At 67.3% G+C, this 14,168-nt stretch carries 12 protein-coding genes; 4 read left to right on the forward strand and 8 right to left on the reverse strand.

The features are described from left to right. The first annotated feature begins 207 nt into the window (after positions 1–207). The gene (locus OG716_RS25230) at positions 208–1,032 is read left to right on the forward strand and encodes an MIP/aquaporin family protein (protein ID WP_405133219.1); all 825 of its coding nucleotides are present in this window, start codon (positions 208–210) and stop codon (positions 1,030–1,032) included. A gap of 26 nt (positions 1,033–1,058) precedes the next feature. Here the strand turns inward: OG716_RS25230 and OG716_RS25235 are convergent, their stop codons facing one another. Next, complete coding sequence (locus tag OG716_RS25235; RefSeq protein WP_355122685.1) at positions 1,059–1,286, reverse strand: hypothetical protein; 228 nt, start codon at positions 1,284–1,286, stop codon at positions 1,059–1,061. Positions 1,287–1,549: 263 nt separating this feature from the next. Between OG716_RS25235 and OG716_RS25240 the strand changes: the two genes are divergently transcribed. Continuing rightward, a complete protein-coding gene (locus OG716_RS25240) occupies positions 1,550–5,125 on the forward strand; it encodes a BTAD domain-containing putative transcriptional regulator (protein ID WP_405133220.1) in 3,576 nt (1,191 codons plus the stop codon). Between the two features lie 83 nt (positions 5,126–5,208). On the opposite strand, the gene OG716_RS25245 is transcribed toward OG716_RS25240, so the two are convergent. The 4 genes from OG716_RS25245 to OG716_RS25260 all read right to left on the reverse strand — a co-directional run bounded on the left by OG716_RS25245 (position 5,209) and on the right by OG716_RS25260 (position 8,593). After that, positions 5,209–5,553, reverse strand: coding sequence for an Lsr2 family protein (locus tag OG716_RS25245; RefSeq protein WP_297614709.1), 345 nt, complete (start codon positions 5,551–5,553; stop codon positions 5,209–5,211). Positions 5,554–5,687: 134 nt separating this feature from the next. Then, positions 5,688–6,215, reverse strand: a complete 528-nt coding sequence (locus OG716_RS25250; protein ID WP_405133221.1) for an Rv3235 family protein — start codon at positions 6,213–6,215, stop codon at positions 5,688–5,690. Between the two features lie 125 nt (positions 6,216–6,340). After that, a complete protein-coding gene (locus tag OG716_RS25255; protein WP_405133222.1) occupies positions 6,341–7,006 on the reverse strand; it encodes a hypothetical protein in 666 nt (221 codons plus the stop codon). Positions 7,007–7,096: 90 nt separating this feature from the next. Next, positions 7,097–8,593, reverse strand: coding sequence for a flavin-containing monooxygenase (locus OG716_RS25260; RefSeq protein WP_405133223.1), 1,497 nt, complete (start codon positions 8,591–8,593; stop codon positions 7,097–7,099). On the opposite strand from OG716_RS25260, the gene OG716_RS25265 reads away from it, so the two are divergent. Next, complete coding sequence (locus OG716_RS25265; protein ID WP_405133224.1) at positions 8,571–9,680, forward strand: AraC family transcriptional regulator; 1,110 nt, start codon at positions 8,571–8,573, stop codon at positions 9,678–9,680. The genes OG716_RS25260 and OG716_RS25265 overlap by 23 nt on opposite strands. 481 nt (positions 9,681–10,161) lie before the next feature. Here OG716_RS25265 and OG716_RS25270 read toward each other — a convergent pair whose 3' ends face one another. The 3 genes from OG716_RS25270 to OG716_RS25280 all read right to left on the reverse strand — a co-directional run bounded on the left by OG716_RS25270 (position 10,162) and on the right by OG716_RS25280 (position 13,351). Further along, the gene (locus OG716_RS25270; protein ID WP_405133225.1) at positions 10,162–10,968 is read right to left on the reverse strand and encodes a nuclear transport factor 2 family protein; all 807 of its coding nucleotides are present in this window, start codon (positions 10,966–10,968) and stop codon (positions 10,162–10,164) included. A gap of 74 nt (positions 10,969–11,042) precedes the next feature. Further along, positions 11,043–11,909 carry an LLM class F420-dependent oxidoreductase gene (locus OG716_RS25275; RefSeq protein ID WP_405133226.1) on the reverse strand — a complete coding sequence of 289 codons (867 nt, stop codon included), beginning with the start codon at positions 11,907–11,909 and terminating at the stop codon, positions 11,043–11,045. Positions 11,910–11,953: 44 nt separating this feature from the next. Further along, a complete protein-coding gene (locus OG716_RS25280; RefSeq protein ID WP_405139897.1) occupies positions 11,954–13,351 on the reverse strand; it encodes a lipase family protein in 1,398 nt (465 codons plus the stop codon). A gap of 172 nt (positions 13,352–13,523) precedes the next feature. On the opposite strand from OG716_RS25280, the gene OG716_RS25285 reads away from it, so the two are divergent. Continuing rightward, on the forward strand, positions 13,524–14,069 hold the full coding sequence (locus OG716_RS25285; protein ID WP_405133227.1) for a YdcF family protein: 546 nt from the start codon (positions 13,524–13,526) through the stop codon (positions 14,067–14,069). Positions 14,070–14,168: the final 99 nt, after the last annotated feature.

Consider the following 14,168-nt stretch of genomic DNA (forward strand, 5'->3'; position numbering starts at 1 on the left):
CCGAATAGCGCCGCGCCGGAAGCATTTCCGGCGTGGCGCTGCCGCGTGCCCGCCGCCGGATTCGGCCGCGAATGAGCGGCTTGTGCGGGGCGTCCCGGTCGCCGTAGCGTGTGTCTAAAGATTTGCTGAGCGAAAGACCGTAAGGTCCGATTCAGCTTCGACCCACCTTCGTCCGCACTTTCGCGACGCCGACCGGGAGGCGCATCAATGGGCTTCAGCACGATTTTCATCAGCGAGGCACTGGGCACCGGTGTGCTCATACTGCTCGGCGCCGGTGTCGTTGCCAATGTATTGCTGGCAAAGTCGAAGGGGTTCGACGGCGGCTGGCTGCTCATCAGCTTCGGCTGGGGGCTCGGCGTTTTCGCCGGCGTCTACGTCGCCTACAAGACCGGCGGGCATCTCAATCCGGCTGTCACCATCGGCAATCTGTTCTCCGGTGCCGACGAGTACGCGCCCGGAGTGCCGGTGAACTTCACCAATACCGTCGCCTATCTCACCGGACAGCTGCTCGGCGCCTTCCTCGGTGCATGCGCTGCCTTCGCGGCCTACAAGCGGCACTTCGACGAGGAGACCGATGAGGCCAAGAAGCTGGCGGTCTTCGCCACCGGGCCCGCGATCCGCTCCTACCGGTGGAATTTCCTCACCGAGGTGATCGCCACGTTCGCGCTGGTCTTCGTGATTCTGGCCTTCGGGCACACCCCGAGCGGATTGGGACCGCTGGCCGCGGCGCTGCTGGTCGTCGGCATCGGCGCCTCACTGGGCGGGCCGACCGGGTACGCCATCAACCCGGCACGCGACCTGGGACCCCGCATCGCCTATGCGCTGCTACCCACCGGCCGGGCCGCGAACGTGCTGCCCGAACGCATTCCGGTCGATCTCGGTGGCGGATCCGCGGAGCGCATCCCCGAACAGCTGCCCGCACACCACGGATCACAGCACAAGAACGCCGACTGGGCCTACGCCTGGGTTCCGGTGCTGGGACCACTGGTCGGCGGCGCGCTGGCCGGATTGGTTGCGCAGCTCTACCTTTAGAGTCGGTTCACTCGGGACGTTCAGGGTCAGTTCACTCCGGCAACGGGCGCGAACGGCGCGTAGTCGCGGACGTGCCCTTCGGTCCAATCCCAGAGGGACATGGGATCGACCGCCACGCCGCGCTGCAGCAGCAGTCGCCAGCCGTTGTCCTGCTTCTCCCAGATATCGCCATCGCGATCGATATACAGTCCAGCGTTCTCGGGTTCGATTCCGCTGTTGCCTAACCCATTCGGGACATCGCATCGGTGCAGCATGTAAACCACCCTTCCTCATGCTTGTTTCCATCTGAAAGCATCCGCCAGAGCTCTTCCGATTCACTTCTTACGGGATGGGTCACACCGGGATATTGTTAGCAATTCAAACAATTTGCCCTAGCACGCGACCGGGCCGCTTTACCACCGCATCCGTAACCATTCGACAACTATCGTGCAAACTTTTGGCATCTTCGACTTTTTGCGGGATAGTGCTCTTCCTATGGCAAACGTCCAGTTTGCTTTTGCGATGAGAAGGGGTCGGGATGGCGGGGCCGGAGATCAGAGTGCTCGGCCCCCTGCTCCTGTCCGCCGACGGCCGGGAAGTCGCACTGGGAACTCCTATGCAGCGCGCGGTCCTGGGCCGCCTGATCGTCGCGCACGGCCAGGCCGTGAGCACGGAACGCCTGATCGAAGACCTGTGGGCCGGACAACCACCCGCCAAAGCCGCCTCGGTGCTACAGGTGCATATCCACAATCTGCGGCGGTTGTTCGAACCGGATCGGCCGCGGCGCGCGCCCGCCCGGCATATCGTGTCCGAATCGTCCGGTTATGCGCTGCGAATCGCCGAAAATGCCGTCGATGCATGGCACTTCGAAGAACAACTGCGCAGCTACCAGGAACTGATCAGCAATCCCGAAACCCGGCCGACTGCCATCCAGCGCAACACCATGCTGGAGTCGGCGCTCGCACAATGGCGCGGGCCGGCGCTGGAGGCGTTCGCCGACATCGAATGGGCCGCACCGGAAGCGCGGCGACTCAGCGATCTCCACCTGACCGCCATCGAACTCGATGCCCAGACCAAGCTCGAACTGGGCCGCTGGGGCGAGGTCGTGATCGGGCTGCGCGGACTGTTCAGCGCGCACCCCGGACGGGAAGAGCTCGTCCGGCTGCTGGCCATCGCGCAATATCAGCTCGGCCAGCAATTGGAGGCGCTCAATACGATTCGGCGCTCACGCGAATTCCTGGGCGAGGAATTCGGCGTCGATCCGGGACCGGCCCTGCGCCACCTCGAGACCGCGATCCTCACCCACGCCGCGGATCTGGCGCCGCTGGTCCCGGCTACCGAAGCCGATGATCGGCCGGTGCTGCTGCACAGTGGCGGCAACACCGCCGCGGCCGAAACCCCGGCCGCCACCGGCTACGCCGCCGAACTCTCGGAACTGCTCACCCTGGCCGCGGCGACGCGCGGCGGCAGCCTGCGGCTCGCCTGGGTGTCCGGTGAGGCGGGCATCGGCAAGACCACGCTGGCCGAAACCGCGCTGGCCGCACTGACGAACACCGGATGGACGGTAGCGACCGGCGGCTGCCCGGAGATCGACGGCGCGCCCCCGGCCTGGGCCTGGTCGGAGATCCACAGCGGACTCGAGGCCGCCACCGCGGCGCCGCTCGCGGCCGCACCGGGGCCCGATACCGGCGCCGACGACGCCTTCACGCTCTCCCGCAAACTCGCCCGATCGTGTAGGAACGCGGCCACTTCCGGACCGGTGGCGCTGCTGCTGGAGGATGTGCACCGCGCCGATACCGCGACGCTGCAGGTGCTGCGGCAGGTGGTGAACTGGTTACGCGAGGAACCCGTCCTGGTGCTGGTCACCATGCGACGGTCGGAAGCCGGTGCGGTGGTGCACAATACGGCGGCCGCGCTCGCCCAGTACTCCGCCGCGGCCTTGGAATTGAACGGCCTGGATCTGGCCGGAACACGGCGGACGGCGCGGGCCGCCGGACTCGCCCCGCTGAGTGACGAGCTGCTCTCCCAACTGCACGCCCGCACCGGTGGGAATCCGCTCTTCGTCCGGGAACTGGCCAAACTGCTGGCCGCGCACGGCAGCCTGGAGCAGGTGCCGGAGTCCATCCGGGACCTGATCGACAATCGCGTCGCACAGCTGCCCGCCGGTGTCACCGAAGTGCTGCAGCATATTTCGATCTGGGGCGCGGGCAGCGAGCTCGGCATTCTGAGCCTGGCGGCGGGGTTGCCCGAGGACCGGCTCATCGACCTGATCGCCGCCGCCGAGGCGGCCGGACTGGTCGGCACCGGGCGCACCGGCAGTATCACCTTCGAACACGCGCTCATCCGCGATGCGGTGTACCTCGGCATTCCAGCGCTGCGGCGCGGTCGAATGCACTGGGCCGCACTGGAACTGCTGGAGGCACACGCCGCCGCGTACCCGGCCCTGGCCCGTGATCCGGAGGTGCTGGCCCGGCACGCCATTCTGGGGGCGAGCGCCGAAACCGCCAGGACCGCCATCGCACTGGTGCACGCGGCCGCCCAGCGCCGGATGGCCCGCCGCATGCGCAGCGAAACCGTCCGCCTGCTGCGCGCCGCCGTCGAATTGCACGAACTGGCCGGTGATGCCGCCGATCACGCGGACCGCGCGAATCGGACCGCACTGCTGGATACGCGGTGCGCCCTGGTCACCGCGCTCGCCTACGACAATCAGCACCGCGCGGCGCGCACCGAGCGCGGCCGGGCTCTGGCTCTGGCCGAGGAACTGGGCGGCGATCACCTGCGCGTGCGTGCCCTCACCTGCTGGCGCGCACCGGCGATCTGGGCGGTACGGGAACTGGGTACCCCCGATCACCGTATTCGCCAGGCGCTTTCCCGCGCACTGGCGCCGTATCGCCTCCGCGTCGCCACCGAGCACACCCCCGGCACAGCACTCGGCAGCGGGGCCGACGGCGCCCGGGCGCGCACGTCCATCGCGCTACCGGAAACCCCGGACCGGCACACCCTGACGATCGGCGAGGCGTCCTGGCCGCCCAGCGATACATACGGGATCATCGACCGCTCGGGGGTGGCAGCGGAATCAGCAGGGCCACTGGAGCTTTCGGACACCACCGCGCCCGCGATCGACCGGCCGGGCGAGCAGCGCTCGCCGCAGGCTCTGATACGGCTCCTGATCGCGGCGACTTTCGAGGCGGGGCTGGACGAGTACCCGGGCGGGCAACGGCTGGCAGGCCAGGCGGTGCGGCTGGCGCGGACCCTGGGCGATCCCGAATTGCTTTGTGCGGCAATCAATGCGGCGACCCATCTGGAGTTCGAATACGGTCCCCGGTTCGACGAGCTGGCCGCCGAGCTGGAGCTGGTGGCCACGGAAGCGGGGCTCGCGGAATACCAGGCGCTCGCACACCATCTGCGATATCGCGCGGCGGTGGCACATGCGGAGCTGCGCGAAGCGGCCTGGCAGGCGGCGAGCGCGGTCGAGTACGCGGACGAAGGCCAGTTGCAGCCGCTGCTGGACATGGTGAGCTGCTTCGCGGCGACCATGGAGCTGCTACGCGGCGATATCGATCGGTCGGAGCTGCTGTACGCGGAATTCGGGCGGCGGATAGCGCGGTCCGGGACGACGAACGTGGCCGAGGTGGAACTGTTCTGCGCCATGGCGATCGGCTGGGTCCGCGGTGATCTGTCGGGACTGGCCGATCGTCTCGCGGAGGCATACACGGAGCTGCCGAGCCTGTTCGGGCAGGCATACGCCCTCGCGCTCGTGCACGCCGGGAAACCGGCGATCGCCCGTACCGTCTACGAGGCGACGGACCGGGTGCGGGAGGAGATGTATCCGGTGCTCATGTCGGCGCAGCGGGCGCGCAGCGCCATAGCGCTCGGCGAGACCGCGGACGTTCGCGCACTGTATGAATATCTGTCGCCGCACACCGGCACGATCATCGGCATGGAATCGGGCACGACCGCTTTCGGGCCGATGGATGCCGTACTGGCCGAGCTGGCCGAGGCTCTCGGCGATACGGATACGGCGGCCGGACATCGCGAACTCGCGCGGTTACTGCTGGAACGAATCCGCACCGAACTGCCAGTAACTGGAGATTCGCTACTTCGAGTGGCATAAGAACGGACAAAAAGGGAGGAGCCGGTGACCATGGTCACCGGCTCCTCCCGAATTTCCCTACGGGCGGGACTCATCGCCCGTATTTACTTCGCCCGCTGGTACGCCTCGACGATCTCGGCCGGGATACGGCCGCGCGAGGAGACCTGGTGCCCTTGGGCCCGTGCCCATTCCCGGATCGCGGTGCTCTCTTCACGATCCACCGCGGGGCGGGTGCGGCCGGTGACAGCCCCCACCTTGCGCTGCTTGGACCGACCCACCTTGCGGGCCTTCTCGGCCCACGGCTCGAGAGACTCCCGCAGCTTGCCGGCGTTCTTGATCGACAGATCGATCTCGTAATCCGAACCGTCGATCGAGAAAAAGACTGTCTCGTCGGCCTTCGATTCGCCGTCGTAGTCGTCAACCAGAGTTACGGTGACTTTCTTCGCCATGGACTGCCCTTCCACGTAGAGGTGCCGCTATTCGCCGAAATGCTAATGCCGCGGGAGGGAGGTTTCAAACCAGGCGCGAATCGAATTCCGTGAGCTCAGACTATTCTGCTATTACCGCGGTGACCGGAAGGTCTTCAGAACACCCGGAATGCGGTCAAGCGCCACCCGGAACGACCGCGGACAATGCGGGCGGCGAGCGCGAAATGCCGAGTTCCACGGTCGTATCCCGCACAGACTTCCGCCGCCCGCGACCCGGCCATGATCACATCGACCCTGGTGAGTGTCGCGGCCCCGAGACCGCGCCCCGGGACCTGACCACGATCGGCCACCGTGCGCAATGCGGCGATAACTCCGGACTCGGCGAGCGGGCGCAGTTGTAGCGGAGAACGACGGCCGTCGAGCACCTCCAGCGCCACCCGCAGCGCCGCAGCCGCGAATTGCCGGGCTACCACGTCGGATTCGTCACAGACGTCGGATTTCGCAGCGTGCGAAGCTCGCAATACCCGTTGTAGGGCAACGGTTCCGGACCGCCGCGAAGTCGCATTCCGGAAGGCGCGATTGCGACAGGGCTGTTGGCGCAGCGGAGACGGCGGCAGCGGTGGGCGCAGCGGGGACGGCTCCAACTGCGGTGCGGGCCGCACGAATCCACCCTCGAAAACCATCTGCGCTCCCCTCGCCGCGGCACGCTGCCGATCGGGCAGCAGTACCAGCTTGGCAGGGGTGTGAGCTGCGGTGAACCCGAAAACGAAGCTCGCGCACCCGGTCCCGGAGTGTCGGGTGTCCGCGCTTATTTCAGCAGCGCCAGCCGGCCCGCGAAATCGGTGGGCAGATACAGGATCGGGCTGGTGGTCCAGAGCTGACCGGACTGCGGATCGTACTGATCCGGCATGGCGACCCCGGCCGGCGCGAAGGCGTCGAAACCCCGCTCGGCCGTAGTGCGGGTGGCGCGCCACAGATGATCCCGGAAGGCCACCACGGCCGCTGTATCGGTCGCTACGGCCGTACCGCGCAGCTGCGCGACCTTGGCGGCCACCCCGTCGGTGGAGAGGTACACGAGCGTTCCGTCGGCGGCCCGGTCCGGATCGATGGCGACCACATCGGTCATGCCGTAGCGAGACTTCAGCACTTCGGCGATCTCGGTCTGCGCGTAGACCGGAATGCCGCGATCGCCGCGCGCGGCCACCACGGCGGCGGCCAGCGCCTCGTTGACCGGTCCGGGGTCACCGATGGTGCGTGTCGAATCCGCGCCCGCCGGAAGGCGATTGCCGAAGCTGTAGGCGACGATCAGCGTCGCGGTGTCGGCGGGCGCGGTCGGGACCGTCCAGAGATCGACCGCTGCGGGCGGCGCCGCGGACGCGGTCACCGGGACCAGCCAGGCCACCGGTCCGAGTACCGCCACCGCCGCTGCTGCCGCCACCGCCGCTGCTGCCGCCACCGCACGCTTGGAGCTCATGGCCCCGATGCTATCCACCCCGCGCACCGGCGCCCGGACCTCACCCCACCCGCGCACCGAGCCGAGGGATTTGCCGCCCTCGGTCGCGGTTCACACCCGCGCGGGAGTCTTGTCCGCGACCACGGGCCGCAGGGTCTTGCGCAGATCGGTGCGCATGGTGGTGGCCGAGTCCAGCAGGTAGTTCTGCCGCACCTGCCACGGATGCCGGTCGCCCTGACGGGGGAATTCGGCGATCGAGCGCTGCACGTATCCGGACGCCAGATCCAGCAGCGGGCGCTCGCCGAGTACGCGCTCGGGCTGCGGCACCACGGCCGAATAGCCTTCGCGATCCATGTATGCCAGAACTTTGCAGACCAGCCGCGAGGTGAGATCGGCGCGCAGCGTCCAGGACGCATTGGTGTAGCCGATGCACACCGCGAAGTTGGGGACGCCGGTCATCATGGTGCCCTGCCAGACGAACTGCTCGGACAGATCGACGGGCGCGCCGTCCACGGTGAGACCGATGCCGCCGAAGGCCAGCAGCTGCAGTCCGGTGGCCGTGATGACGATATCGGCCTCCAGCACCCGGCCCGACTTCAGCCGAATGCCTTCCGGCACAAAGGTATCGATATGATCGGTGACCACCTCGGCCTTGCCCTTGCGCATGGCCTTGAAGAAGTCGGCGTCCGGCACCGCGCACAGCCGCTGATCCCACGGGTTGTAGGTCGGCGTGAAGTGCTCGGCAACCAGGCTCTCGTCCTTCAGGATTCGCGTAGTGAGCCCGGTCAGCATCTTGCGCGCGGATTCGGGGCGGCGCCGGCAGTACTGGTAGAAGCCGAGATTGAACAGAATATTCTTGCTGCGGATGACGCGGTGCGCCAGCTCCGGCGGCAGCAGTTCGCGCAGCCGGTCCGCGATCTTGTCCCGGCCGGGCACGGCGGAGATCCAGGTGGGGCTGCGCTGCAGCATGGTCACCTGCGCGGCCTCCCCGGCCATGGCGGGCACCAGCGTGACGGCGGTAGCGCCGCTGCCGATGACCACCACCTTCTTCCCGGCGTAATCCAGGTTCTCCGGCCAGAATTGGGGATGCACGACCTGTCCGGCGAAGTCCTCGATACCGGGGAAGACGGGTTCGTGGCCGTGCTCGTAGTTGTAGTAACCGGCACACGAGTACAGGAATCCACAGGTGAGCGTGCGCTCCTCGAGCCCGTCGGCGGTGCGGACCGCCAGCGTCAGGGTCCAGTGCGAGGCGGCGCTGTCCCATTGTGCCGCAGTGACTTTGGTGTCGAAGCGAATGTGGCGGTCGATGCCGTTCTCTTTCGCCGTGTCCTCGATATAGCGCAGGATGGACGGCCCGTCGGCAATGGACTTGGCGTCCCGCCACGGCTTGAACGGGTAGCCGAGGGTGAACATGTCCGAGTCCGAGCGCACGCCCGGATAGCGGAACAGGTCCCAGGTACCGCCGAGCGCCGCGCGCGATTCGAGAATGGCGTAGCTGCGGCCGGGATGTTCGGCCTGCAATCGGTAGGCCGCGCCGATGCCGGAGAGTCCGGCGCCGACGATGACTACGTCGAGGTGCTCGGCTGTGACGGAAGTCGCGTCGCTCATGATCTCCAGTCTGTGTGCGCGGGGCGGCCCTTTCTTGACTTTGCGCGACAAGTATTTGATTCTGGACGACATGTCGGTCATCAGGTCCGCGGGACTGCGCGGATTCCGCCTGACGGTGGGTGAGCTCGGCGGCAATGCCGAGGAGTTCGCCACCGCCTGCGGACTGCCCGTCGAGGCGCTGGACACCGACGATCTGCTCATTCCGGACCATGCGGTGGCCGCGGCCATGGAGCTCGCGGCGCAGCAGCTGAACTGCCCCGATCTCGGACTGCGCATGTCGCGGCGGCAGGACCTGGACATGCTCGGACCGCTCACCCTGGCCATCCGGAACTCGCCCACGCTCGCCGATGTCCTGGAGTGCACCTCGCGGTACCTGTTCGTGCACGCGCGATCGCTGAGCCTGACCATGGAGCCGGACCCGTACGGGGATCGCAGCGTCATCGCACTGCGGTACGGCGTGACCATGGCCGGACTGCCGACGCCGGTGCAGGGCACCGATGTGGGATTGGCGTTCGTACACCGCACTATTCAGCGACTGGTCGAGGACCGGTACGGATTGCGGTCGGTGGAGCTGCCCTATCGGCCGGCGGCGCCCATTCACGTCTACGAGGAATTCTTCGGCGCCCCAGTGCGAATCGAGCGACCGGCCGCACTGCTGCGGGTGCCGAGCAGCCTGGCGGGCCGCCCGCTCTCCGGGGGTGACGAGAACCTGCATCGGCTCGCCATGGCCTTCCTCGCACAGCAGTCCGGGGACGCGTCCATGGCGATCACCCCGCAGGTGCGCATCACGCTGCAGAAACTGCTGGGCACCGCGGCGCCCGAAATCGGCGCTGTCGCACGGCTGCTCACCGTTCATCCGCGCACCCTGCAGCGGCGGCTGACGGCCGAGGGGACCACATTCGCGACGCTGCTGGACGAGGTGCGGCGAGGCGAGGCGAGGCGCTATCTCACCACCACGGATATGCCGATGAGCCAGGTGGCGTCACTGGTCGGATTGTCCGAACAGTCCACTTTCACGCGATGCTGTCAGCGCTGGTGGGGCACAACACCGACGGCCGTCCGCCGCGCGCGGTCCACGCCGAACTGAGGTGATCTCCCGACACCGGCCGAGGCGAGTTCGCCTGTATCCATTGGCGAATCACGCAAAGTGAACCAGGCAATTGTCGCAATTAGTTTGCGGGTTTACGCGTGTCGGTCCGAGCACGCCGCAGCACATCCGCGCAGGATGAGGTGGTGATAGCCGAATGCCCCTCCTGCGCTTGGCCCTCCCCCGCCCCCGTGTCCTCCCACCGGTCGGTGCAGTACCTACGATGCGTGTGCGGACAGTGGATGATCGCCGTGCACGGCAAAGTCGTCGGCGCCGCCGGTGGCAGTAATTTCAGCCGCAACAGCCCGGTGGCCGAGATCGCCGGACTGCTGGACTAGCACCGCGGCAACCTGATTCGGCACGGCGCCAGCCGACCGTGGCACGGCGCCAGCCGACCGTGGCACCGTGCCAGCCGAACCGGGCGCCGTGCCAGCCGAACCGGGCGCCGTGCCAGCCGAATCATGCGCTGCCGCAGTGTGATTCAGCGAGCAGGCACGCAGACCCGCACGGCTTCGATGCGTGCGCCTCGATCGGTGAAATCGAGTTCCGCTATGCCGAGGCCGTCGCGGGTCTCCACCGAGACGGTCACCGTGCGCCCCGCCGCGATGGCCTTGCTCCAGCGCAACCCCTTCGCGCGAACCGTGAAGTCCGCCAGCGACATTCGATCATCGCCCGCCCAGGCCAGGCGGGGCACCGGGGCCAGCACCCGCTGGGCGCCGGCGGCCTCACCGCGGCCGACCGCATCCAGCAGCAGACCCGCCGCCTGCTTACCCGGCGCGCCGACACTGCGCATGCCCTTCATGAAGGCGAGCGCACCGCCGATGCCCTGATTGGCGATCAGCTGCGGGCCCAGCTTCGCGCCGGCCAGCAGACCCTGCACGCCCGAACCCAGGAGCTGGCCGATCATGCCGGGCAGTTCCCAATGCGCCCGCAGCGCACGGATTTTCAGCACGCCGTCGATATCGGCCAGGTCGTAGCGCAGATGCATGGGCACGTGCAGGGTGACGCCCGTCGACATGGTGGTGGCAATGGTCAGATCCCGGAAGACCGTCATACCGCACACCACGTCATTGGCGATATCGAAGGCAATGCCGTTGGGGCCGATGAAGGTGTCGTAGAACCGTTCGATCGCGGCCTTGCCGATATGCGGCCGCGAACCGACCGGATCCTCCACACTGCCGTCGTCGGCGAACAGGCCGACCCAGGCAGCGCGATCGTGCGCCCCTACCGCCTGCGGAGAGGCTTCGACGGTCGCCAGTAGTTCGGCGGCAGTGGGAGTTGCGGGCACGTATCCTCCAAATGATGAGCAGCGCGCGCGATGATACCGGCCGCCCCGGTTTGCCGTCTCGGGAACGGATCCGACTACAGGTCCCGCACCCGGGAGACCAGCTGTTCGGCGACCTTTTCGGTGTAGGCGACCGGGTCGCCGTCGGGCATGAGGTTGATCAGCGTGATGCCCAGCGCGGAGTACTGCTCGAGATCGCGGACGAACTGATCCGGCGCCTCCACTACGGGAGCGACATAGCAGGCGGTCTTCCGGATGGCGTCGTAGTCACGGCCTTCGGCCTCACAGTGTGCGCGCAGAATATCGAGCTTGCGGGCCACATCCTCGACACTCACGGCGAACAGATTGCACGCGTCGGCGTAGCGTGCGACCAGCAGCAGCGTCTTGCGCTCGCCGCCGCCACCGATGAGGATCGGCGGCCGGGGCCCGCTCAACGGTGCGGGCACACACAGCGTTTCGGCCAGCCGATAGTGCTCACCCTTGTACGGGCCGTTATCGGGACCCCACATCTGCAGGCAGATCTGCAGGGTCTCCTCGAGCCGCTCGAAGCGCTCGGCCACCGGTACCACCGGAACACCCAGGCCCCGCTGCTCGCGCTCGTACCAGGAGGCGCCGATGCCCAGCTGGGCCCGGCCACCGGAGAGCACATCCAGGGTGGTGACGATCTTGGCCAGCAGTCCCGGATGCCGGTACATGACACCGGTGACCAAGAGCCCCAGGCGCATTCGCTCGGTCACCGCCGCCAGATAGCCCAGCGTCGTATAGCCCTCGAGCATCGGCTCGTCCGCGCCGGCGCGGGCCTCCATCTGGAAGTAGTGATCCATGACCGTGAACTCCGCGAAGCCCGCCTGTTCGGCGAGCCGCGCGGTCCGCGTGAGCGTCGGCGCGATCAGCTCCGGCGCGGCGGGCGTGGTGAAGTTCCAGTAGTGCAGGCCGAGTTCCATGGCTGTATTCTGCCGGATCGGCCCCGGCGAGGGGGTCAACCGAACTACTTGGCGCCCACCGGTTTTCCGAAGAATGATGCGAAGGTCTCGCCGAAGGTGGAGGCCAGCATGGCCTGGCCGCTCGGGTCCAGTGCCAGCCAGCCGGCATCGGAGATGGAGCAACCCGCGGGCGCCGCGATACCGTCCAGCCGGTCTTTCAGCCACAGCATGGCCAGACCGCCGCCGGAGATCTCGGTCGCGACATGCTCGCCGAAATGCTCGCGGGTGTACTGCACCGAGGCCGACGGATCCTGGCAGTAGGTGTCCACCAGCGTATTGACCTGAGCGACCGGAATGATCTCGTCCGGATTGGCCTGCCAGATGTACATGGGCATGGCGGGCACCGACTTGCCCATGCGGGTCTTGTCCAGCACATCGGCCACCGCCGGTTCCCGCATGGGGTCACCGGCGGTGTGCAGCATGCCCTTCAGATTCAGGAACGGCAGCAGTGCCGAGGTGTACTGCACGCAGAGGTTGTTCTTCACCGCGGCCAGGGTCTGGCCCAGCGGATCGAGATGGCCGTTCACGAAATCGGCGAAATCGGGGTACTCGCGGGTCAATCCGAGGACGGCGGCGAAGATCAGGCCCGAGGTGGCCTGGCCGTTGGCCACATTCAGCGTCATGCCCAGATCGGCGGGCACACCGCCCTCGGCCGCGCCGACGATATTCAGTTCGGGGGCGTAGGTCCGCTTCAGCTCGGCCGCGTGACCGGTCGCGATGGCGCCGCCCGAGTAGCCGTACATGCCGACGCGGACATCCGGGGCCAGCTGCATGGGCTCGAAATTGCGGGCCGCGCGAATGCCGTCCAGGGTGATGCGACCGGCCAGCGGTCCGGCCGCGTAGGCCTCGCCGGGGCCCTGATGATCCGGAATCACCACACCCCAGCCCTGCTGCAGCGCGCCCTGCGAGATGACGAATTCGGCGGGCACCACGATCTGACCGCCGACCGCGCCGAGCGACCACTGCTGCAGGGAGTAGGACGGTGCGCAGTATCCGGCGAGCGAATCCTCGGCGATCTGCATCGACACCAGTTTGTCCGGGGCCGCGCCGCGCGGCTTCAGCACGGTCGCGACCGCCGCGATGGGCTGGTCGCGGCTGTCGTTCGAGCGGTAGGAGAGCTGCCAGGCGTCCACATTGAGCGGAATCACACCGAAATTCGAGGCATTGATCTGCCGGGCCGCGATGATCTCGCCCGGGGCCTTGCCCGCCACCAGGTCCGGGGCCGGATGGTAGAAGCCCGGATCCAGTTCGGGCGGAAGCGGAATCGGGGCGGCGGGTGATACCGCCACCGGATCCGCGCCGGCCGAGCCGGTCGCCACCACCACCGAGGTGAGAATTCCCGCCAGTGCCACGGCAATTCCCGCCTTTGCTACGACAATGCGCCGCGCCGTCTTCCCCTGGATCACACGACTGCCCTCCGGTCAATGTGAGACCGCTTCGTCTCACAAGATTCGTGAACTATCGCACGAAAGTGACCTGGATCGCAATCCACCGTCCGGTATGTTGCTCGACACCCCGGCGAGCTGGACACGCGACCTCGAAATACACTCTGGCGCAACGCGTATCGTCGAATGCGTGCCCAGCTACCGACGACTCGCCGCCGCAGTGCTCACGGCGCTGGCACTGCTGGTCGGAATCGGGTTCGCCGGAGTGCCGGTCTATATACATCCGCAGGTAGATCCATTGCGCCCGGCCGACGCGATCGTTGTGCTGGGCGGAACGGCCTATGCCCGCTTCGATATGGGCGTGGCACTGGCGAAGCAGGGACTCGCGCCGGAATTGCTGATATCGCGGTCAACCGGGGTGAACGACCGTCAGATGGATCGCTACTGCAATGGTCATTACACCTTCACCGTGTCGTGTTTTGTGCCCGATCCGTGGACCACGCAGGGTGAGGCCAGAGAGATTCGGCGGCGAGCGCAGGCGCGGGGCTGGAAGCACATCATCGTGGTGACCTACACGCCGCATGTATCGCGGGCGCGGTACATCGTGGAGCGCTGCTTTTCCGGAGAAATAACCATGGTGGCGAGCCCCAGCGATTCGGGCGTGACCTTCTGGGCGTGGATGTATGTGCGGCAGTCCGCAGGATATGTGCGGGCATTTCTACAGCGCGGTTGCTGAGTGAAAGTTGCTCCGCGTACCGGCAATTGAACGGTTACGATGAGCGCGGCTATGGGAGAACGCGTCTGTCGCCGGGGGTGGATGCGGGTGCGGGAGGAA

This window comes from Nocardia sp. NBC_01388 (assembly GCF_045040085.1).
In the GTDB taxonomy this organism is placed as follows: Bacteria; Actinomycetota; Actinomycetes; order Mycobacteriales; family Mycobacteriaceae; genus Nocardia.

What these genes read in the sequence shown, in the direction of transcription:
- OG716_RS25230 (WP_405133219.1), top strand. Translation starts at nt 208, where the DNA reads ATGGGCTTCAGCACGATTTTCATCAGCGAGGCACTGGGCACCGGTGTG.
- OG716_RS25235 (WP_355122685.1), bottom strand. Translation starts at nt 1,286, where the DNA reads ATGCTGCACCGATGCGATGTCCCGAATGGGTTAGGCAACAGCGGAATC.
- OG716_RS25240 (WP_405133220.1), top strand. Translation starts at nt 1,550, where the DNA reads ATGGCGGGGCCGGAGATCAGAGTGCTCGGCCCCCTGCTCCTGTCCGCC.
- OG716_RS25245 (WP_297614709.1), bottom strand. Translation starts at nt 5,553, where the DNA reads ATGGCGAAGAAAGTCACCGTAACTCTGGTTGACGACTACGACGGCGAA.
- OG716_RS25250 (WP_405133221.1), bottom strand. Translation starts at nt 6,215, where the DNA reads ATGGTTTTCGAGGGTGGATTCGTGCGGCCCGCACCGCAGTTGGAGCCG.
- OG716_RS25255 (WP_405133222.1), bottom strand. Translation starts at nt 7,006, where the DNA reads ATGAGCTCCAAGCGTGCGGTGGCGGCAGCAGCGGCGGTGGCGGCAGCA.
- OG716_RS25260 (WP_405133223.1), bottom strand. Translation starts at nt 8,593, where the DNA reads ATGAGCGACGCGACTTCCGTCACAGCCGAGCACCTCGACGTAGTCATC.
- OG716_RS25275 (WP_405133226.1), bottom strand. Translation starts at nt 11,909, where the DNA reads ATGGAACTCGGCCTGCACTACTGGAACTTCACCACGCCCGCCGCGCCG.